This window comes from Corynebacterium dentalis, assembly GCF_900232865.1.
GTDB classification, from domain to species: Bacteria; Actinomycetota; Actinomycetes; order Mycobacteriales; family Mycobacteriaceae; genus Corynebacterium; species Corynebacterium dentalis.
In genome coordinates this window covers 23,164-42,345 of sequence record NZ_OCTS01000007.1, presented here as the reverse complement: position 1 = coordinate 42,345, position 19,182 = coordinate 23,164, and the positions used below count along the sequence as shown (strand labels likewise).

Here is a 19,182-nt window from a genome sequence, read left to right as displayed (position 1 = left end):
ACCGTTGAGCCAGCCTTTACATTCAGTGCAGCGGCACACCCCCACTCCTGAAGAATTCAAGGCGGCGCAACGCAGCCCCGAGTTCCAGGAACTACGGTCCAAGCAGCGCGGCATGACATTCCCGCTGGCGATCGCCGGCGTGGTCTGGTTTGTCATCTACATCTTCACGGCCATGTACACCCCAGGCTTTTTCGGCATCAAGCTCTTCGGCAACGTCAACCTCGGCATTGCCTTTGGCTTCCTGCAGTTCGTCACCACGTTCGCCATCACCTGGATCTACGTGAAGTTCGCAGACAAGGAACTCGAACCCCGCTCACGCGCCCTGCGCGAAAAGCTCGAGGGCCTGCCCCCAGCCACGAACGACCAGCCGACCGACCCCACGGCGCGGGCATAAAGGAGTAACTCGTGAATCTGCATTACCTCGCCGCTGAATCAACGGGCGGCAACCCTATCCTCAACATCTCGGTGTTCGTGGCATTCATCGTGGTCACCATGACCATCGTGACCCGCGTGAGCCGCAAGCCGCAGAAGTCCGCATCGGAGTTCTACACCGGCGGTGCGTCCTTCTCCGGTACACAAAACGGCCTGGCCATCGCGGGCGACTACCTCTCCGCTGCGTCCTTCCTGGGCATCGTCGGCGCCATCGCTCTGACCGGCTACGACGGCTTCCTCTACTCCATCGGCTTCTTCGTTGCCTGGCTGATCGCCTTGCTGTTGGTCGCCGAACCACTGCGTAACACCGGAAAATTCACCATGGCGGATGTGCTGTCTTTCCGACTTAAGCAGCGCCCCGTGCGTGTGGCGGCAGCATTCGCCACCCTTTTCGTGTCCCTGTTCTACCTGGTGGCACAGATGGCCGGTGCCGGCTCGTTGGTCTCCGTGCTGCTGGACATTCACGAGAAGTCGGGCCAGGCTATCGTCGTGGCCATCGTGGGCATCATCATGATCGCCTACGTGCTGATCGGCGGCATGAAGGGCACCACCTACGTGCAGATGATCAAGGCCGTGCTGCTCATCGGCGGCGTGATCATCATGACGATCATCATCTTCGTAGCAGTGAAGGGTAACTTCTCCCAGTTGCTCACCGAGGCCGTGCAGGCCCACGGTGGCAATGAGGCCATCCTCGAACCAGGCATGAAGTACGCCGAGTCCAACACCTCAAAGCTGGACTTCATCGCGCTGGGTCTTTCCTTGGCCCTCGGCGTTGCCGGTCTGCCACACGTACTGATGCGCTTCTACACGGTGCCTACCGCTAAGGAAGCTCGTAAGTCCGTGACCTGGGCCATCGTGCTCATCGGTGGCTTCTACCTCCTGACCCTGTTCCTGGGCTACGCAGCTGCTGCGTGGGTGGGCCCAGAGACCATCAAGAACGCTCCAGGTGGCGCTAACGCTGCGGCGCCGCTGCTCGCGTTGGAGCTGGCAGGACCCATCTTCATGGCGCTGATTTCTGCGGTCGCCTTCGCCACCGTGCTGGCGGTGGTGGCTGGCCTAGCTATTACGGCTTCTGCTTCCGTGGCGCACGATTTCTATAACTCCGTGCTGCGCAACGGCGAGGCTACAGAAGAAGAGCAGGTGCGCGTTTCTCGCATCACCGTGGTCATCATCGGCCTGGTCGCAATCGTCCTGGGCATTGGCGCGATGGGGCAGAACGTGGCCTTCCTGGTGTCCCTGGCATTCTGTATCGCGGCTTCCGCGAACGTGCCGACCATCCTGTACTCCCTGTACTGGAAGCGCTTCAACACCACGGGCGCCGTATGTTCCCTGTGGGTCGGCCTGCTCTCCGCGCTGATCCTCATCCTCCTATCCCCCGCTGTTTCCGGTGCCGAGACCTCCATGCTGCCGAACGCGGACTTCGCGATCTTCCCGCTGTCCAACCCGGGCTTGATTACCATTCCGCTGGGCTTCTTGGCTGGCATCGTGGGCACCTATATCGGCAAGCCGGACAACTTCGATGATCTCCAGGCGGAGATGGAAGTTCGCTCCCTGACCGGTGTGGGCGTGGAAGCTGCCGTGGACCACTAGTTCGTTCCCCAACTGGGGTCTCCTTGGTGGGGCCAGGTTGCAGGCTAACAGTTTTTTGTTCGACGCCACCGTGCGGGCCGATTTTCAATCGCCCCGCACGGTTTCTCGTATGGAAGGGCTACTGATGACGATTTGCAAACTATCTGTAACGTCGCTACCTTGCTCCACGATGTAAAAAGTGTGCCAAAATCCGGACACTTAACGTAAAGTAAGTTTCGGTTAGAAAATGACTCATGGAGTCCGATGGATTTTCGCAGGTGTGCGCCGTCTACCCACCTGCGGTTTTCAGTAAGAGCAACCCTTAGACGACGGAAACGGTAGTCAATCATGAAGCGCAAGATCTCCCACCTGGCCATCGCCGCCATCGCGGCTATCGCTCCCCTGGCTGTCGCTGCTCCTGCAGCCACGGCTGCTCCTGGCGGAACAACAGTGTTTGTCGGAGATTCCATCCCCTCCAACCCCACGCCGTTGAGCTACCTTGCAGGCAAGACGGGCTCTCCGCTTCCCGGCACGCACGTGAACGCCAACGGATGCGGTTCCGATGGACAGATGCCAAGCGCTTATGGCCAGGCTGCAGGCAAACAAACATTCGATTACACGTGTGCCGGCGCTTCCGTCCGCTCTGGTGGCGAGTTGGTCACCACTCAGCTCAATCACGCTGCGGCAGCTGGCAAGCTGAATGCTTCCACCAGTGAGGTTGTGATCATGGCTGGTGCCAATGACACCTACCCGCACATCCTCAACAAGGTGCCTCTAAACCAGATCGAGACCGATCTCACTAACGGCTTTGCCAAAACCATCAACCATGCGCACCGTCTGGCTCCTAACGCGCGTGTGAAGTTGGTTGGCTACAGCCAGATCTCCGCACCTAATGGCGATGTGTGTGTTATCAACTTGGGCGATAACACCATGCCCCTGGGCGCTATCCCGGCTGTGCGCGATTCCGAGAACATCCTGCAGCGTGCGGGCATCAATGCTGCAAACCGCGCGGGCGCGACCTTCGTGGATTCCAAGGCAATCAGCCAGGGCCACGATATCTGCGCTCCTGCGAACCAGCGCTGGATCATGGGCGTGGTGGACACCAGCCCTCAGCCTCACAATCTGATTGTGCACATGACCAACGCTGGTCTGCGCGCCCTAGCTACCAACGCGGCTCAGAAGTAAGCGTTCTGGCCTTCTTCCTCCGCTAGTGCCCCTGCGAAATAAATTGCAGGGGCACTTTGCGTTTGGAGGACTTTCCGTTGGAGCATCTCCGTTGAAGGTTTCCGTTTGGGGCACTCTTCGTTTGGGGCTAAAACTCCGTCATCTCTGGGCGCGCTAATACATAGCCGACCAAAAGGTAAAGTGTCTCACATGAAACGTGTCTCCGCTTCTATCGTGTCCATCGCCACCGCAGCCGCTCTCACTATCGGCGCAGTAACTCCCGCAGCGTCCGCGGCTACCAGTTCTACAGCCCCGGTAACCACCACTTACGCTGCGGATGAAGTCAACATCAACAGCTCCAACTTCAACCCCTTCATGCTGACGGGGCCGTTGTCTTGGGTCGTCGCACCGTTCTTCTTGGTGGCATTCCTCGCTGTTAATGCCATCTCCCTCATCCCCGGATCCAGCGTCTGCAGCATGCTCAACACACAAGCCTGCGTCTAGCTAACCGCCTCATCTGCACAATGATCCCCCGGAAGTGCCACACCCTGTTTCCCGACCTGCAGGTTTCCAAACTCGGTGGCACTTCCGGGGGATCGTTGAGCATCACGCGATCATTCGCGCACAACTCCGGCTCTGACGGGTAGTTGTTTTCTGGTGAACCCCGCCACCTAGTAGACTGCTGGAAGTGCTTTTCATCGCTTGTTCGATGTTCTGCACTTTTGCCCTAGTAGCTCAGTGGATAGAGCACCGCTCTCCTAAAGCGGGTGTCGCAGGTTCGATTCCTGCCTGGGGCACATCTACTCTTTGTTGGCGCTTACCTAGCCAGATTATCCACCTGGCCAGCTCCACCGGCTAGCGCCAGTTCGATGCGATCCATCCGAACAGTGCCGCTCCACCGATGACAGAGAGAATTGCTCCGGCCCACACGAGGAAGCTCTCACGGGAGCTTCCAAATACGCCGGGCTGCTGTTCATCCACACCACAATCTGCGTCCGTGGAGGAAGCGGCGCGCAGCGACGTGCCATTGGCACCTGCGTCATCTGCCCAGAGGAAGCGAGTGGTGCACTCGTCGCTGAAGGACGCATAGCCCTCATTGGCGAAGTTTTCCATGGCCGCTGGACGCGCCTGGATCCCCGTAACTGGTGCCCACTCAGTCCCCTTCTCCAACACGATCGAGGCTCCCTCACATGCTTCGTCGCACATCACGCGCAACTGGGAACCGCTGTAATCCAGTGCCATCACGCCGGTAAATGGCGACTGGTAGCTCTGCACCAGTTGTGGCTGATCTCCGGAAAGGTCAACGAACAAAACCTCGCCCGTTCCTTCTACGCCTCCTGCGAAACCGCCTGGAACAGCCTCGATGGCCTCTAGGCCAGCGTTGGCACCCAGGTTCTCCGGCAAGAATTCAGCCAAGTTCCACTCGGAGGTTGCGGACAGCGTCTCGCTAGTCTCCGTGGGGTAATCGAAACGCAACACCGAGGGGTGGGAAACGGACTTGTCCGCATTGTTGCGCTCGGTGGAGACGTACAGGCCGTCTCCGGTCGCCGTGATTCCTTCGGTATCAGGCAAGCCGGATCCGTCGGCGTACTTCAAGTCCCACGAACCGGCCAGGGTGTACTCGCCGTCCTTGTAGTCCAAGACGAACAAACGACTCTCGCCGTTGTTCACGATCCATGCGCGTCCGTTGTCATCAAAGTCGACGCCAGACATGTCCTCTACCTGGAACTCTTCCCCCAAGTCCAGGTTCTGAATCTCTTGCGGATCGAACGGCCACGGCTCGGTGGCAATATCCTCAGAGTCTCCTGCGCCTGCGTTCTTTTGATCGCGCGTTGGCTCACCCGTGACCGCGAATTCACCGGTCATGTCCGGAACACGGCCCCAGGTGGTTGCTGCGTGACCGTCCCACGTGGTTTCGTCGACCAGTTCCCCAGCCTGATTGAACAAGCTCACCGAGTCATTGCCGCCGAGCCCAAAGCCATTGTCGATATCGGTGTACAGGCTGTAGTAGCCACCGGACTCGATGGTTGTGCCTTCTGGGAAAACGATGCGCTCGTGGTCAGGATCGTTATCCACGATGCTCCAACCACTGATATCCAAAGTTTCGTTAGGGTTGGTGTTTGCCAGTTCGACCCAGTCACCAACAGAATCGCCGTTGGATTCCACCTCGTTGATCACAACCTGGTTACCGGCAGGAATTGCATCCTGAGCCTGAGCAGGCACAGCGAAAGCGGTAACGGCGACAGCTGCCGTCAGTGCAGCAGTGAAGGTACGACGAGACATGGGCTTCCCATTCCTAAGTTTTCCTGAAAACGACCTTCTCAAGCTATCCAGGCTCAGTTAACCCTCATTAGCCACAAGGTGAATTCAGAAAGAACCCACCACACTCGCGCCCTGCCCTCCTTATCCTGTCGCAGTCCTGCCCTCCCCCGGGAAGCAGGACCGAAACGTTTATTCGCCCGTGTGCCCCTTCAGCATGGAGGCAAAGTCCAGCCCTCCGGACTGCACGCGTGTACCCGCGTCCCGCTTCAACGCACCGCCGCGATATTCCGCAGGCCCCAAACCAGCCACTTCGCCTTCGGTGCGCACGATGTATCCCGCCAGCTCGGACGCTGCCCGCTCCACGCGCGGAACCATGCCTTGGCCGCCGTCTCCGCCGCCAAGGTCCTCGGTCGCAGCGAACACGCCGGTCGGCATCACGGTGGCGCGCAGATAAGTGAATAGCGGGCGCATCGCGAAATCAAGCACCAACTGATGGCGCGCGGTGCCAGCGGTGGCCGCGATGAGCACGGGCATGCCATTGAGCGAGTCGGGCGAAAGGGCGTCGATAAACATCTTGAACAAACCCGAATAGCTGGCCGAGAACACGGGGGTCACCGCGACCAACGCATCGGCGGCCGAAATCTTTTCCTGCGCCGCCTGCAAGTGTGCGCTCGGCACGTGCGAGGTCATGAAATTGGCCAAGTCCTGGGCGTATTCGCGAATCTCTACGAACTCCACTTCCAGGCCTTCCCCACGCTTGCCGACCTGAGAGCGCACCGCGGCGGAAATCTGATCCGCCAGCAGACGTGTGGTGGACGGGTTAGACAGTCCGGCCGTGAGAACCACTAGATTCTTCATCGTTGCGTCACTCCTCGAAAACAGAGTCGTTGGTCTGCTCGGCCTGCTCTGGGATGCGAGCAGGTTGCACCAGGTGGTGCGGGCTATCCGGACCAGCGGCCACCAGAGAGGCATGGGTTGGCGGATCGCTTGGCACATGCGATGGGCGGCGCAGATCCATCTCCTTGCGCATGATGGGGACGATCTCCTTGCCCAGGATCTCCACCTGCTCCAGCACCACATCAAGTGGCAGGCCCGCGTGGTCCAGCAGGAACAGCTGACGCTGGTAGTCGCCCACTCGATCGGCATAGCCCACGTAGCGCTCGGCGATCTGCTCTGGCGTGCCCACAGTCAGCGGAGTCATTTCGCTGAACTCCTCCAAGGACGGGCCGTGGCCATACACGGGGGCATTGTCGAAGAACGGACGGAAGTACTTCTTGGCCTCGGCCTCGGAATTCGCGGCAAAGAACTGCCCGCCGAGTCCCACGATCGCCTGGTCACCGGAGCCGTGGCCGTAGTGCTCGAAGCGCTGGCGGTAGAGGTTGACCATCTGTTCGGTGTGCTCGACGTTCCAGAAGATGTGGTTATGGAAGAATCCGTCGCCATAAAACGCTGCCTGTTCCGCAACCTCCGGGGAGCGAATCGATCCATGCCATACGAAGGGCGGGGTTCCGTCCAACGGACGCGGAGCAGAGGTGAACTGGTGTAGCGGAGTGCGGAACTCGCCTTGCCAATTCACGGATTCTTCGCGCCATAAACGACGCAGCAGATGGTAATTCTCGACGGCTAGCGGGATCCCTTTGCGGATATCCTTGCCGAACCACGGGTAGACCGCGCCGGTATTTCCGCGGCCCATCATGAGGTCAACGCGCCCTCCGGAAAGGTGCTGTGCGTAGGCGTAATCCTCGGCGATACGCACGGGGTCAGTGGTGGTAATAAGCGTGGTCGCAGTGGAAAACTGCAGCTTTTCCGTCTGCGCCACTAAATGTGCCATGAGGATCGGCGGGTTAGCGGGGGCCACAAAGGGCGGGTTGTGGTGCTGGCCCGTTGCGAATACGTCGAGGCCGACTTCCTCGGCTTTCTTGGCGATTTCTACTGTGGCCATGATTCGTTCGTGTTCCGAAGGAGTTTCTCCGGTCACGGGGTTGGTGGTTACGTCTCCGATTGTAAAGATTCCGAACTGCATGACTTCATTATGCACCCAAATAGGTGACACATCAACTACCTGGGGCGGTTACCCTATAAGGCATGCATGAACACCATGATCACACCCACCATCAGGCTGTCACTCCCACGGTAGAAAACTCCGCAGCGTTCCTTTTGCCGCACCTCACGAGCTCGATGGAGATTCTCGACGTCGGATGTGGCGCCGGAAACATCACGCTCGGCCTCGCGCGCCACATCGAATCCCTCGGCGGCAAGGCCATCCAAGTCCAAGGAATGGACGTCTCCGAAGAGGCCCTCAACACGGCCCGCTCTCATGCTGCGGATGCAGGGCTCGCCGTCAATTTCATCACCGGCAGCGCGGAATCGCTGCCCATGCCGGACAATTCCGTGGACGTCGCCTACGCCTCCCAATCCCTGCATCACATGGACGACCCCATCGCCGCCCTCAGAGAACTCGCCCGCGTCGTGCGTCCCGGTGGCCTCATCGCCGCCCGAGAGCTCGATTTCGGCACCCAAACCTGGTACCCGCCATCCCCCGGAATGTCCCGCTGGCGTGCTGTGTTCACGGTAATCGCCGAGCTGGACGGCCTGCACACCACTTCCGGCAGGCAATTGTTGTCCTGGTTCCATCGTGCTTCTTTGTCCGACGCCAACTTTTCCTCGTCCACCTGGTCCTATGCCTCCACCGAGGACCGCCGGGGCATGGCGGACGTGTGGATCGACCGGATGTCCGGCGAGGAATACGCACGCAAGGCCGCCGAGGCGCTAGGCGACGTCCGCGAGGACGGAACTCCCGGCGATTTGGCACGGGAGGCCATCAAGCAGGGGCAGGACGGATGGAACGAGTGGGCATCCACGCCCGGCGCGATCTTCGTCATGCCGCACTTCGAGGTCATCGCGCGCGTGAGCTAGTAGGACGCTGGTTTAGCGGCCCTTGAATTTAGGCAACCGCTTTTCGGCCCGTGCGGCGCGCGCTTCCTGCGCGTCTTCGCTGGCCCACGCGGCGAAGAACAGCTTGTCCAGCGATTCGTCGTTATGTGGGTCCGGACTATTTAGCACCCTTTTGGCGTGCTGCATACTCAGCGGTGCGCTCGCGGCTATCGCCTGCGCAATCTCCAGAGGCTCATCATGCTGCTCAGTGACCGCTGCGCGCGCCATGGCAAATCCAGTAGCAACAGCCTGATCTACTGACATGCGGGCACTACCGAGCAATAAATTACGCGCAAACGAGCCTCCCACCAGCTCCCGCGCCCGCTGGATCGTCCACGTATCCATCGCAAATGCATGCTGTGCGACAGGAATCCAACACTCTCCGCGATCGCCGAAAATACGCAGATCACAGGCAAGAATCAGCTGGCATCCCGCACCCACCGCAGGGCCTTGCACATCTGCGATGACCGGCACTGGAGAAGCGGTAATGGCCTGCAGCATGTCAGACAAGCTGCCCCAGAAATCGTCGGCATACACTCCGCCCGAAAGGTCTGCACCCGCACAGAATGCGGGTCCTTTTCCGCGAATGAGAATTGCCCGGGCGGTCCGGTCTTCCGCAGTCTCGCCTGTAGAAACCTCTCGCACCGCCGCGGCGATGCTGCGCGCCACCTCCGCCGTCAGCGCATTGCGCTTGGACGGGTTATTTAAAGTCACGACAGCCACATGCCCGTGCTGCGACAATTCCACGCTCATAGCTATAAAACTAGTCCGCGTCCAAGGCTACGGCGGCGTTTGTGTTCGCAATCATGAAAAAACATCGCTATTGCTAGGAACTCTTGACAAAACGTTGGGTTTATACAACAGTTCGTGTTATGTCCCCAAAGAAAAAGCCCTCGCGGCTCATCTACAACCGGGTGCGCCTTCTGCGTACCGACCGGGGCATGTCTCGCACCGAATTAGCATCACTCGTGGACGTCAATCCACAAACCATCGGCGCACTCGAACGAGGCGATCACTCCCCCAGCCTCGACCTCGCATTCCGGATCTGCGAAGTGTTCCAACTTCCAGTCGAGGCAGTTTTTAGCCTCACCGAATTCCGCCCACTATCCGCCGAGTTTTCCCCACACCACTCCGCTAGAAACTCCTAAGGAGAAGACATGTCCGCCAGCACCGCATTCGCTTCCTGGGCGGCGCGCAGGGAAGCCAAGAAAGCCGAGCGTTGGCATAAAAGCGTCCGCTGGATCGAAAAGAAATCCCCACCCTCCGGCCGGGACCACCTCTATATTCGCTGGTACTTCATAGGAATCGCCGTGGAACTAGTGGCCCTCCTTGCGTCGATTTTCAACTTCCTGGGCATCCTTTTGTGGTTGGTCGGCACGCTGATCATCGTGGTGGCATGGGTCATGCTCCGCTGGTCCATCCACCTCAAAGACGATGCGCCCTTGGAAGTGCTCGACGAATACGAAGCCGCTACCGTCAACTCGTGGCGCAAGATTGCCTACGGTTTCAGCACAGCCGCCAGCACAGTCTTTGCTCTCATCCTGGTTTTCTTCTCCACCAGGTATATGGACAACGCAGATGCGCTCATCCTCGGAAACGACACCATGCGCTGGGTCTACTGGATAACGCTTCTGTATCTGACGGTCCTATTGGCTATCACGGCACTCCCAGCGATCGGTTACTCCATCACCTTCGCCGATGACCCCGAAGAAGAAGCCGAAGACGAACCCACACGGTTGGCCCACAGTGGGCCACAATGAAGTGGCGTCGAAAATAAAGAAACACACCTCCACCCGCAAAGGATTCCCCACCATGGAAGCCCTCCACATTGACCATCTGAACAAGAGTTACGGCGACAAGCACGTGCTCAAGGACATGACATTTAGCGTGCAACCCGGCGAAATCTACGGATTCGTCGGATCCAACGGCGCCGGTAAGTCGACGACCATGCGCATCGCGCTGGGCGTGCTCTCCAGCGATTCCGGCGCGGTGCGCATCGGCGACACCCCGATGAATGACGACCTTCGTCGCCTCATCGGCTACATGCCCGAAGAACGCGGACTCTACGCTAAGGAAAAGCTCGCTGACCAGCTGGCATTCTTCGGCAGGCTCCACGGCATGGACAAGTCCCGCGCACAGAAAAACGCCGAAGGCCTACTGGAACGCCTAGGACTTGCGGAAAGGATGGACGACAAACTCGATGAGCTTTCTCTCGGCAACCAGCAGCGCGTGCAGCTGGCAGCCTCACTAATCCACGATCCAGAACTGCTGATTCTGGACGAGCCGTTCTCCGGACTCGACCCCGTGGCCGTCAACGTGATGAGCGAGATGCTGCAGGAACGCGCCCGAGCCGGCGTGCCCGTGGTATTTAGCTCCCACCAGCTAGACCTGGTGCAGCGACTATGCGACCGAGTGGGCATCGTGGCGCATGGCGCAATGAAAGCTGAAGGAACCGTCAACGAGCTGCGCACACGCGGACCGGTGCGCTTCGAGGTCGCCACCCCGGCGCGCAATTGGTACCCGGAATGGGCTCGCCTCGCTGGAGAGACCGAGCACTCCGTGCTGCTAGAAGTCGATTCTTCCGAACGCGACCAAGAGCTCCTGCACTCCGCGCTGAATGCAGGTCCCGTCCACGGTTTCGGCCGCAATGTTCCCGATCTCACCGAACTTTTTCGAGAGGTAGTCCAGGCATGAGCACCAGCACGCACACCCCACAGTCCAAGTACTCCAGCAATAACACCATCAAGACCGTCGCGGCGCGCGAGCTATCGGTGCTCCTGCGCTCCAAGGGCATCATCATTTCCGTGCTGTTGACCTTGCTGGTGACCGTGGGCGCCGTCATCGCCGCTAGCTTCTTCATGGATCAAGACGAAGACCAGCCCACCCTCGTGGTCTCCGGCATGGACACCCAGACTCTCTACTCCGTCAACGAATCCTTCATGCAGGAAGGTAACGAGGGCGCCACCGAAGGTGCAGGGCCCATCGCCGGCATGGGTTTCGGTGGTACGGATGGCATCGCGATTGAGGACGCTGATACCGGGGATGCGGCCGAGCAGGCTGTTCGTGATGGGGCCGACGCCGCCCTTGTCGCCACCGGTGAAGGCTCCGATGTGAAGTACGAGCTAATCAGCGACGGCACCGCCGATCCCTCCATCGTCGCCGTGGTGGGAGCCGCACTGAGCGCGAATGCGCAGAACACCGCGCTGGAATCCCTGAACGTGAACCCTCAAGAATTCGCGGATGCTATGCCACCGAGCACCTACAACACAGTGGACATCAGTCAGGACGATTCCAGCGAGGCCAACATCGGCGCGGTGGTAACAGTACTGATTGCCGTGGGCTTGATGAGCTTCTTCATCATGCTGTTCGCCGGAAACATCGGCTCGCGCGTAACCGAAGAGAAGTCCTCCCGCGTGGTCGAGATCATTCTGGCCACAGTGCGCCCGCTGGATTTCTTGGGTGGCAAGCTGATCGCCAACGTCATACTCGGTGTGGTCTCCAGCCTGCTGATCCTGGGCTCGGGCGCAATCGCCATTTCGGCGACGGGTCTGCTCAAGGACTTCCACTTGGACATGGCAGTTCTGCCGCTGATGTTGCTCTCCTTCATCATTGGCCTGTTGTTCTTCGGCAGCCTGTACGCCGCTGCAGGATCCATGGTCTCGCGCACCGAAGACCTGCAATCCACACAGGCACCGATCATGTTTCTCGTGTTCGGAATGGTCTACGCGCCGCTGTTCGGCTGGTCCATGCTGGATTCCACGGTGATGCAGGTGCTCGCATGGGTTCCACCTTTTAGCCTCACGGTGGCGCCGGTGCAGATGGCTGGCGGCAACATGACCCTGCCGATGGTGCTGGCCTCCTTCGCTGTCGCCTTGGTGGCGACTCTGCTGGTGATGCTGTTCGTCTCGAGGATCTACCGCAATGCGATCCTGCACAACGGCTCCAAGCTGACGTGGGTGAAGGCAATCAAGGGCGCTTAGCGTCAAGAAAACAGGGCGCATCGAAGGAAGATGCGCACCGCAGAAAGAAAAATGCCGCTATCTGGTTCACATGGGAACCAGATAGCGGCAAAATAATTGGAAGGCCTAGCCCTCGGCGTCGAGAAGGTCGATGATGAAGACCAACGTACGACCAGACAGCGGGTGACCCATGCCCGCGGGGCCGTATGCCATCTCTGGAGGGATGGTCAGCTGACGGCGTCCGTCAACCTTCATGCCGGGGATGCCGTCCTGCCAGCCCTGGATCAGGCCGTTGAGCGGGAACTTGATGGACTGACCGCGGTCCCAGGAGGAGTCGAATTCCTCGCCGGTTTCATAGTCCACGCCCACGTAGTGCACTTCCACCATGCCACCGGCTAGAGCCTCTGGACCTTCGCCCACGGTGATGTCTTCGATCACAAGATCCGTTGGGGCGGGTCCGGACTGTGGCTCGATCTGTGGCTTGCTCATGGGATTACTCCTTTTGTCATAAGACGTTCTACGCGTCCGGTACCCTGCGTGTTTGCCCTGCTCGATGCATTCTCGATCAAGCAGGCTGGGCACCCGTCATTGCAACTTCAGCCACCAGAAATCGCCAGTCGGCTTCGACTGGCAGTTCTGAAGTTGTGAACACGAATCCCATCAAGGGTAACAAAAAGTCCCGCTCTCCCCTTGCAACTTAATGCAGAAGGGAGCAGCGGGACTTACGTTTTCAGCCGAATTTCACGGTATCGAAGTAGCCCATCAGGCCAGTTCAATCACCCGAATCAGCCAGGTCAGCCGAACCAGTCAGGCTCAAGCCACCGAAGAATTAAGGCAGCTTGCGCTCTGGGTATCCGGTGTAGATCTGGCGAGGACGGTTGATCTTCGCGGTTGGATCGTTGACCTGCTCCAGGTAGTGAGCGATCCAGCCTGGCAGACGGCCCATGGCGAACAGGACGGTGAAGAAGTCGGTTGGGAAGCCCATGGCGCGGTAAATCAGGCCGGTGTAGAAGTCCACGTTCGGGTAGAGCTTGCGGTCGATGAAGTAGTCATCAGCCAGCGCGATCTCTTCCAGCTTCATGGCCAGGTCCAGCAGGTGGTCGCCACCGAGGTGCTCGAGGATCTCGTGTGCGGATTCCTTGACGATGGCAGCGCGTGGGTCGTAGTTCTTGTACACGCGGTGTCCGAAGCCCATGAGCTTGACGCCTGGCTCCTTGTTCTTCACGCGGTTCATGAAGTCGGTTGCATCGCCACCGTTGTTGTGGATTTCCTCCAGCATCTCCAGAACGGCCTGGTTGGCGCCACCGTGCAGTGGGCCGGACAGGGCGTTGATGCCTGCGGCGATGGAGACGAACATGTTGGCCTGGGAAGATCCGACCATGCGCACGGTGGAGGTGGAGCAGTTCTGCTCGTGGTCTGCGTGCAGGATGAGCAACTTGTCCAGGGCGCGGGTCAGGACTGGGTCCTGCTCGAATTCCTCGGTTGGGTAGCCGAACATGTTGCGCAGGAAGTTCTCGCGCGCATTCAGACCGTTGTCTGGGTACATGTATGGCTTACCCTTGGATGCGCGGTATGCGTATGCGGCAAGCATTGGCACCTTTGCCATGAGGCGGTAGGTGTTGAGCTTCTGGTTGTCCTTGTCCAGTGGGTCCAGGCTGTCCTGGTAGTAGGTGGACAGGATGTTCAGGGAGGATGCCAGCACGCTCATTGGGTGAGCGTCGCGTGGGAATACGCGGAACTGGGACTTGAAGTCCTCATCCAGCAGGGTGTGCTTGCGGATGTTGGTGTTGAAGTCTTCCAGCTCTTCGGAGCTTGGCAGTTCGCCGTTGATCAGCAGGTAGGAGACCTCGTTGAAGGTGGCCTTGTTGGCCAGGTCCGCGATGTCGTATCCGCGGTAGCGCAGGATGCCTTCGCCGCCGTCGATGTAGGTGATCTCGGACTTGGTGGAACCCGTGTTGACGTAGCCGGGGTCCAGCGTGGTCAGGCCGGTTTCAGCCAGCATCTTGCCCAGTGCGACACCGTCGTTTCCTTCGGTTGCACGGACGATGTCCATTTCGTACTCGCCACCGGGGTAGTGGAGGACGGCCTTGTCTGGATTTTCGGTAGCCATTGACATCCCTTTCTGATGCTCGCTTGCTAAGTCTTTAAGCGCGTTCCAGTGTAGCGCTTAGTGCTTAGCCCTGTTTTCCCTAACCTCGCTGCCGTGCGTCGTTGTTGTTTCTTTTCCGACGCAGACACGGCCGCTGATTTCACTTCTCGGTGATGCGCTGCGCGCAAGGTTGGCGAATCGGTTGTGCCGGTTTGCTCATATGTATTGCTACGAGTTCGCCAGCTCCACGCAGTTTTCCGCGCGGACGATTCGTGGGATGCCCCACATGTTAGCGAACTTGTGAGCTGAGCGACATAGAGTTGGCGGGAACTGAAGGGCAGGCGCTACCCCCGGCCACCAATGTTTCCTTATATTTTTTGAAGTATTTTCCACCGACCGCTGGTGCACGGACGCGCATTGTCTATCCTGTTAGTTGAGTTCTGTTCCTCCCCACAGAAAGTATCGAGAGCATTGAGCAACGAATTTCCCACCATCCCATCCGAACTGATTCCTTCTGACGGACGCTTCGGCTGCGGACCATCCAAGGTGCGCCCCGAGCAGCTGCAGGCCATCCAAGAGCACGCGGACATCATGGGCACCTCCCACCGCCAGCCTGGCGTTAAGGATGTTGTGGGCTCTATCCGCTCCGGCCTCGCTGATCTCTTCCAGCTTCCTGAGGGCTACGAGATCATCTTGTCCCTCGGTGGCGCCACCGCTTTCTGGGATGCCGCTTCTTTCGGCTTGATCCGCAATAAGTCTGCTCACCTGACGTACGGCGAGTTCTCCGGCAAGTTCGCCACCGTGTCCAAGAAGGCTCCTTGGCTGGACGAACCACAAGTTGTCGCAGCGGAGCCGGGCACCGCTCCGGATCCTTCCCAGCTGGATGGCACGGACGCTGACGTCGTCGCTTGGGCTCACAACGAGACCTCCACCGGCGCAATGGTGCCTGTCAAGCGACCCGACACGGACGCCCTGGTTCTCATCGATGCCACCTCCGGCTCCGGCGGCCTGCCTGTCGATATCAAGGAAGCAGACGTCTACTACTTCTCCCCGCAGAAGTGCTACGCATCTGACGGTGGCCTGTGGCTGGCTGCCTTCTCCCCCGCTGCGCTGGAGCGCGTCGAGGAGATCGCCGCTACTGATCGCTACATCCCTGCATTCTTGGATCTCAAGACCGCCGTGGATAACTCCCTGAAGAACCAGACCTACAACACCCCGGCTGTCGCCACGCTGCTGATGCTGGACAATCAGGTCAAGTGGATGAATGACAACGGTGGCTTGGACGGCATGGTCAAGCGCACCAACGAGTCTTCCCAGATCCTGTACCAGTGGGCAGAGACTCGCCCAGAGGCTTCCCCGTTTGTGGAAGATGCAGATTCTCGCTCCCTGGTGGTCGGCACCATCGACTTCACCGATGACATCGATGCAGCCAAGATCGCCAAGATCCTGCGCGCCAACGGCATCCTGGACACAGAGCCTTACCGCAAGCTGGGCCGCAACCAGCTGCGCATCGGCATGTTCCCAGCGATCGATCCTGAGGACGTGCGCAAGCTGACCGGCGCCATCGACTTCATCATCGACAACAGCCACGCCAAGGCTTAAGTTTTTCTTGAGACTTACGACGCGCGGTGCGGGACGCTTGTTCCCACGCCGCGCGTTGTGCGTTTACTAGGCTGTAGCAAATACCCACCACTGAAAACTTTCCCTAGGAGGCCCCCGTTGCAGGAGCTCAAGCTGATCCTTGCCGAGAGCGATTCCGCCTCTTTGGTCCTTCGCGGGGTGGAATCCGGCGAGGATTTCTTCCTGCCGGTGACCGAGGAGTTATGTTCTCTTCTTTCCGACGCCAACCCCGAGCCATCCAGCTCTGAGGACGTACCTACTCTGCCTTCTGTCAGCTCGGCCGACACGGGTGGGCACCTTACGTCTGTTTCTGCTGTGCAACCAGCCTCAGAGCAGGAAGATACGGAGGATTCTGCGGCTGCTGCTGACGAGCCAGAGGCCACCGTGTCCCAGCTTGTGGCAAGCGCTTCCGATGCAGAAGACACGAGCGATTCCAGTTCCGACGATGCCACGACTGAATCTGACGCTAAATCCAGCCCTGTAACCGGTGACGCAGAGCCAGAGAACAAGCGGGCCGACTGGTCCAATAGTGGTGTGGTGGCCCAGCATGACGTCGATAAGAAAAGACGGCACCGCATCCGCATCAACATGAGCCCGCGCACCATCCAGGACCGCGTGCGACACGGTGCGTCCATCGCTGAGCTGGCGCAGGAGGCTGATACGGACGAGGCGCGCATCGAGCCCTACGCGTGGCCAATCCTGCAGGAGCGGGCGCGCATCGCAGAGCTGGCGCGAGCCTCGCACCCTGTGACGGGCGAAGGTCCGTCGAAGCAAACCCTGTGGGAGGTGCTGGCCACGGCGTTGGCTGCGCGCGGATCCACTGTCAGCGATACCGAGTGGGTGGCCTACCAGGACCCGTCCCGCCGGTGGGTCATTGCAGTGCGGTGGGAGAAGGAAGCTGCAGGTCAGGTGGCTGCCCACGAGGCGGAGTTCCTGTTCGAAGAATCCACCTCTGCTCCATCTCTGGCTCACCCACTGAACTCCGTGGCCAGCGATCTCATCGATCCGCGCTATGGCCAGCCGGTGCGTCGCATCTCTGCAGTGACTCCGCTTCTGGGCTCTGATCCGGACGAGGACGACTTCTCCGAATACGACGAGTACGACGATAACGGCAACCCGCGCAACCCCCAGGGCGGCCGCGGCGGCCAACGGGATAACAGCGGCGAGGATCGCGAAGGCGAAGACTTCCTGTTGCACCCTTCCGATGAGCAGGACGATCGCAAGACCAAGCGCAAGCGCAAGGCCGTCACCCCGCACTGGGAAGACGTGCTGCTGGGTGTGCGCACCAACCCACGGAAGAAGAAGTAGGCGGACACTGTCATGCAGGCTCAAAAAACCCTGGTGACACTCTGGTTTATTTCCGCAGCCCAGCCACGCACGGTGCTGGAGGCTGAACCGCAGCCGGATCGGGGCTTCGCGCGCAAGTACTTGGCGCAGTACAACCCCTCGTGGCCTCTGACACATATCGGCGATTTCGACATGTCCCGCAGCGCCCCTCCCGGCACTGACGAGTTCTACATCGGTGGCTACCCGGAGCTGTCCGTGGTGCAGTCGGTGTTCACGGACATGCCGAAGATCTCCGAGATCCCCGAGCGTTTCCGCTCCCTGGTCAGCGCCGCGGATGTCTATGCAGTAGCGGTATCAGCTGATGCGGGGCAGGCGGACGGCGCGGGCTCTCCCACGACTGTGGACGAGGTAGACAACCCCATCACCGCTGAATACGGCGCCTTCGCACACTGGTCCGGCGGCACCCTCAAGAGGGCATTCTCCGCTACGCGCGAGATCGTCTTTGAAGATCAAGGCCTGCCCTACGCCTTCGAAAGCTCCTACTGGGCCGGCAACACTCCGGCGACGGGCATTCAGTTGCCGTTCATTCCCGCGGAACTGGCTCACGCTGCGGAAGCAGAGTGGCTCGGCTTTGCACTGTCTGATTCCCAGTTGGCCGTGCCGGTGAGTGCCTTTGCCATCGACGGCCGCCCCGAGGCGAAGTCAGAGACTACGGATCGCCACGTGCGGCCCGCAGTGGACAAGGTGTCCGTGTTCTCCGACGAGCAGGGCTACGACGATTACTCCGAAGCCCGCACCACTGCTCCCGGCGCGGAGACCAGCAACAAGCAGCTGGCCAAGGACATCGTGAAGTCCACGGGCCGGGCAGTCAGCACGGGGACGAAGAAACTCGGCTCGCTGGCGGGCAAGATCGGCGACGAAGTGCGCAAGCGGGCGCGGAATGTGGACCGCCCCACTCCTCCTCGCGCAAAGCGCGACAAGTAGCTGGCGCGGATCCCTGCACGAGATCTGCGCGCGGGATCTGTACGGGCTAGATGTCACCGCCGTTGCTGCGCGCCAGGCGACGCAGCCGGTGGAAGTGATCCACTGGACCGTTGCCCTGGCCCACGTGCAGGTCATCGGCGTATTCGATGGCCTCACGTAGCCATTCGCTAGCCCATTCCACGGCGCGCTGCGGAGAATCTCCCGCAGCCAGGCGCGTCGCCAGCGCCGAGGACAGCGAGCAGCCCGTGCCGTGCGTATTCTTTGTCTCCACGCGCTCCACGGCCACGTTGAAGACCTCGCCCGCCGGGGTAACCAGCGCATTGTCCGCTTGGCTGGAGCTCAAGTGCCCGCCCTTGGCCAGCACGCTTACGTTCATCTCTTTCGCAAAGCGCTGCGCCTGCTCCACAGCTTGGCGCACGGTGGTGGCCACGGGCTCTCCCACCAACATCGCCAGCTCGGGCAAGTTGGGGGTTACCACGGTGGCCAAACGCGTGAGCTCCCGCACGGCCTGCTCTGCCTCCTCGGAGAGCATCCTATCTCCGCTGGTCGCGACCATTACTGGGTCCAGCACCACCACGGGCACGCCCACGCGCAGCAACCAGTTGGCCACGGTCTCTGTGGTTTCCACGTCGCCGAGCATACCGATCTTGATCGCATCCACCTGCACGTCATCGAACACAGACTGCAGCTGAGCGTCCAGGAAGGACTGCGGCGGGGTGTGGATTTCTCGCACGCCCTGAGTATTCTGCGCCACCAGCGCCGTCACTACCGCCATGCCGTAACCACCAGCGGCACCGATGGATTTCAGGTCCGCCTGTACGCCCGCTCCACCCGTAGGGTCGGTGCCGGCGATCGATAGTACGCGGGGAATTGTGTCCATGA

General features: G+C 60.0%; 19 protein-coding genes and 1 tRNA gene. 13 read left to right on the top strand and 7 right to left on the bottom strand.

Annotated features, from left to right (window positions below; genetic code table 11):
• Window positions 1-4: 4 nt before the first annotated feature.
• The 5 genes from CS919_RS08720 (at window position 5) to CS919_RS08700 (ending at window position 3,962) form a co-directional block, all read left to right on the top strand.
• Complete coding sequence (locus CS919_RS08720) at window positions 5-394, top strand: DUF485 domain-containing protein (RefSeq protein ID WP_099299109.1); 390 nt, start codon at window positions 5-7, stop codon at window positions 392-394.
• 11 nt (window positions 395-405) lie between these two features.
• The gene (locus CS919_RS08715) at window positions 406-2,022 is read left to right on the top strand and encodes a monocarboxylic acid transporter (RefSeq protein WP_099299108.1); all 1,617 of its coding nucleotides are present in this window, start codon (window positions 406-408) and stop codon (window positions 2,020-2,022) included.
• Window positions 2,023-2,349: 327 nt separating this feature from the next.
• The gene (locus CS919_RS08710; RefSeq protein ID WP_099299107.1) at window positions 2,350-3,186 is read left to right on the top strand and encodes a GDSL-type esterase/lipase family protein; all 837 of its coding nucleotides are present in this window, start codon (window positions 2,350-2,352) and stop codon (window positions 3,184-3,186) included.
• A gap of 189 nt (window positions 3,187-3,375) precedes the next feature.
• On the top strand, window positions 3,376-3,669 hold the full coding sequence (locus tag CS919_RS08705) for a hypothetical protein (RefSeq protein WP_099299106.1): 294 nt from the start codon (window positions 3,376-3,378) through the stop codon (window positions 3,667-3,669).
• Window positions 3,670-3,889: 220 nt separating this feature from the next.
• Window positions 3,890-3,962: transfer RNA gene (locus CS919_RS08700), tRNA-Arg, on the top strand.
• Between the two features lie 58 nt (window positions 3,963-4,020).
• Here the strand turns inward: CS919_RS08700 and CS919_RS08695 are convergent.
• The 3 genes from CS919_RS08695 to CS919_RS08685 form a co-directional block, all read right to left on the bottom strand.
• Complete coding sequence (locus CS919_RS08695; protein WP_099299105.1) at window positions 4,021-5,448, bottom strand: lamin tail domain-containing protein; 1,428 nt, start codon at window positions 5,446-5,448, stop codon at window positions 4,021-4,023.
• Window positions 5,449-5,616: 168 nt separating this feature from the next.
• The gene (locus CS919_RS08690) at window positions 5,617-6,285 is read right to left on the bottom strand and encodes a CE1759 family FMN reductase (protein WP_099299104.1); all 669 of its coding nucleotides are present in this window, start codon (window positions 6,283-6,285) and stop codon (window positions 5,617-5,619) included.
• Between the two features lie 7 nt (window positions 6,286-6,292).
• Window positions 6,293-7,450: a CE1758 family FMN-dependent luciferase-like monooxygenase gene (locus tag CS919_RS08685; RefSeq protein WP_099299103.1), complete on the bottom strand. Its 1,158-nt coding sequence runs from the start codon at window positions 7,448-7,450 to the stop codon at window positions 6,293-6,295.
• A 62-nt stretch (window positions 7,451-7,512) separates the two neighbouring features.
• Between CS919_RS08685 and CS919_RS08680 the strand changes: the two genes are divergently transcribed.
• Window positions 7,513-8,343, top strand: a complete 831-nt coding sequence (locus tag CS919_RS08680) for a class I SAM-dependent methyltransferase (protein WP_099299102.1) — start codon at window positions 7,513-7,515, stop codon at window positions 8,341-8,343.
• Between the two features lie 12 nt (window positions 8,344-8,355).
• Here CS919_RS08680 and CS919_RS08675 read toward each other — a convergent pair whose 3' ends face one another.
• Complete coding sequence (locus CS919_RS08675; RefSeq protein WP_099299101.1) at window positions 8,356-9,114, bottom strand: enoyl-CoA hydratase; 759 nt, start codon at window positions 9,112-9,114, stop codon at window positions 8,356-8,358.
• A 119-nt stretch (window positions 9,115-9,233) separates the two neighbouring features.
• On the opposite strand from CS919_RS08675, the gene CS919_RS08670 reads away from it, so the two are divergent.
• Genes CS919_RS08670 through CS919_RS08655 form a run of 4 tightly spaced genes read left to right on the top strand, consistent with a single transcriptional unit; the run spans window position 9,234 to window position 12,341 of the window.
• Window positions 9,234-9,509, top strand: coding sequence for a helix-turn-helix transcriptional regulator (locus CS919_RS08670; protein ID WP_099299100.1), 276 nt, complete (start codon window positions 9,234-9,236; stop codon window positions 9,507-9,509).
• 9 nt (window positions 9,510-9,518) lie between these two features.
• Window positions 9,519-10,121 (top strand): hypothetical protein, encoded by a 603-nt coding sequence (locus CS919_RS08665; protein WP_099299099.1) that lies wholly within the window; start codon window positions 9,519-9,521, stop codon window positions 10,119-10,121.
• A gap of 52 nt (window positions 10,122-10,173) precedes the next feature.
• Window positions 10,174-11,055 carry an ABC transporter ATP-binding protein gene (locus CS919_RS08660; RefSeq protein ID WP_099299098.1) on the top strand — a complete coding sequence of 294 codons (882 nt, stop codon included), beginning with the start codon at window positions 10,174-10,176 and terminating at the stop codon, window positions 11,053-11,055.
• Window positions 11,052-12,341 carry an ABC transporter permease gene (locus CS919_RS08655; protein WP_099299097.1) on the top strand — a complete coding sequence of 430 codons (1,290 nt, stop codon included), beginning with the start codon at window positions 11,052-11,054 and terminating at the stop codon, window positions 12,339-12,341. Before CS919_RS08660 ends, CS919_RS08655 begins: the two co-directional genes overlap by 4 nt.
• Window positions 12,342-12,446: 105 nt before the next feature.
• Here CS919_RS08655 and fkpA read toward each other — a convergent pair whose 3' ends face one another.
• Together fkpA and CS919_RS08645 are read right to left on the bottom strand one after the other, a co-directional pair.
• Window positions 12,447-12,809, bottom strand: a complete 363-nt coding sequence (gene fkpA / locus CS919_RS08650; RefSeq protein WP_099299096.1) for an FKBP-type peptidyl-prolyl cis-trans isomerase FkpA — start codon at window positions 12,807-12,809, stop codon at window positions 12,447-12,449.
• A gap of 340 nt (window positions 12,810-13,149) precedes the next feature.
• Window positions 13,150-14,430: a citrate synthase gene (locus tag CS919_RS08645; RefSeq protein ID WP_099299095.1), complete on the bottom strand. Its 1,281-nt coding sequence runs from the start codon at window positions 14,428-14,430 to the stop codon at window positions 13,150-13,152.
• 450 nt (window positions 14,431-14,880) lie between these two features.
• On the opposite strand from CS919_RS08645, the gene serC reads away from it, so the two are divergent.
• From serC to CS919_RS08630, 3 genes are all read left to right on the top strand, one after another.
• Window positions 14,881-16,011, top strand: a complete 1,131-nt coding sequence (gene serC, locus CS919_RS08640; protein WP_099299094.1) for a phosphoserine transaminase — start codon at window positions 14,881-14,883, stop codon at window positions 16,009-16,011.
• Between the two features lie 117 nt (window positions 16,012-16,128).
• Window positions 16,129-17,337, top strand: coding sequence for a septation protein SepH (gene sepH / locus CS919_RS08635; protein ID WP_099299093.1), 1,209 nt, complete (start codon window positions 16,129-16,131; stop codon window positions 17,335-17,337).
• A gap of 12 nt (window positions 17,338-17,349) precedes the next feature.
• Window positions 17,350-18,300, top strand: coding sequence for a DUF6928 family protein (locus CS919_RS08630; RefSeq protein WP_099299092.1), 951 nt, complete (start codon window positions 17,350-17,352; stop codon window positions 18,298-18,300).
• Between the two features lie 46 nt (window positions 18,301-18,346).
• Here the strand turns inward: CS919_RS08630 and thiD are convergent, their stop codons facing one another.
• Window positions 18,347-19,180 carry a bifunctional hydroxymethylpyrimidine kinase/phosphomethylpyrimidine kinase gene (gene thiD, locus CS919_RS08625; RefSeq protein ID WP_099299091.1) on the bottom strand — a complete coding sequence of 278 codons (834 nt, stop codon included), beginning with the start codon at window positions 19,178-19,180 and terminating at the stop codon, window positions 18,347-18,349.
• Window positions 19,181-19,182: the final 2 nt, after the last annotated feature.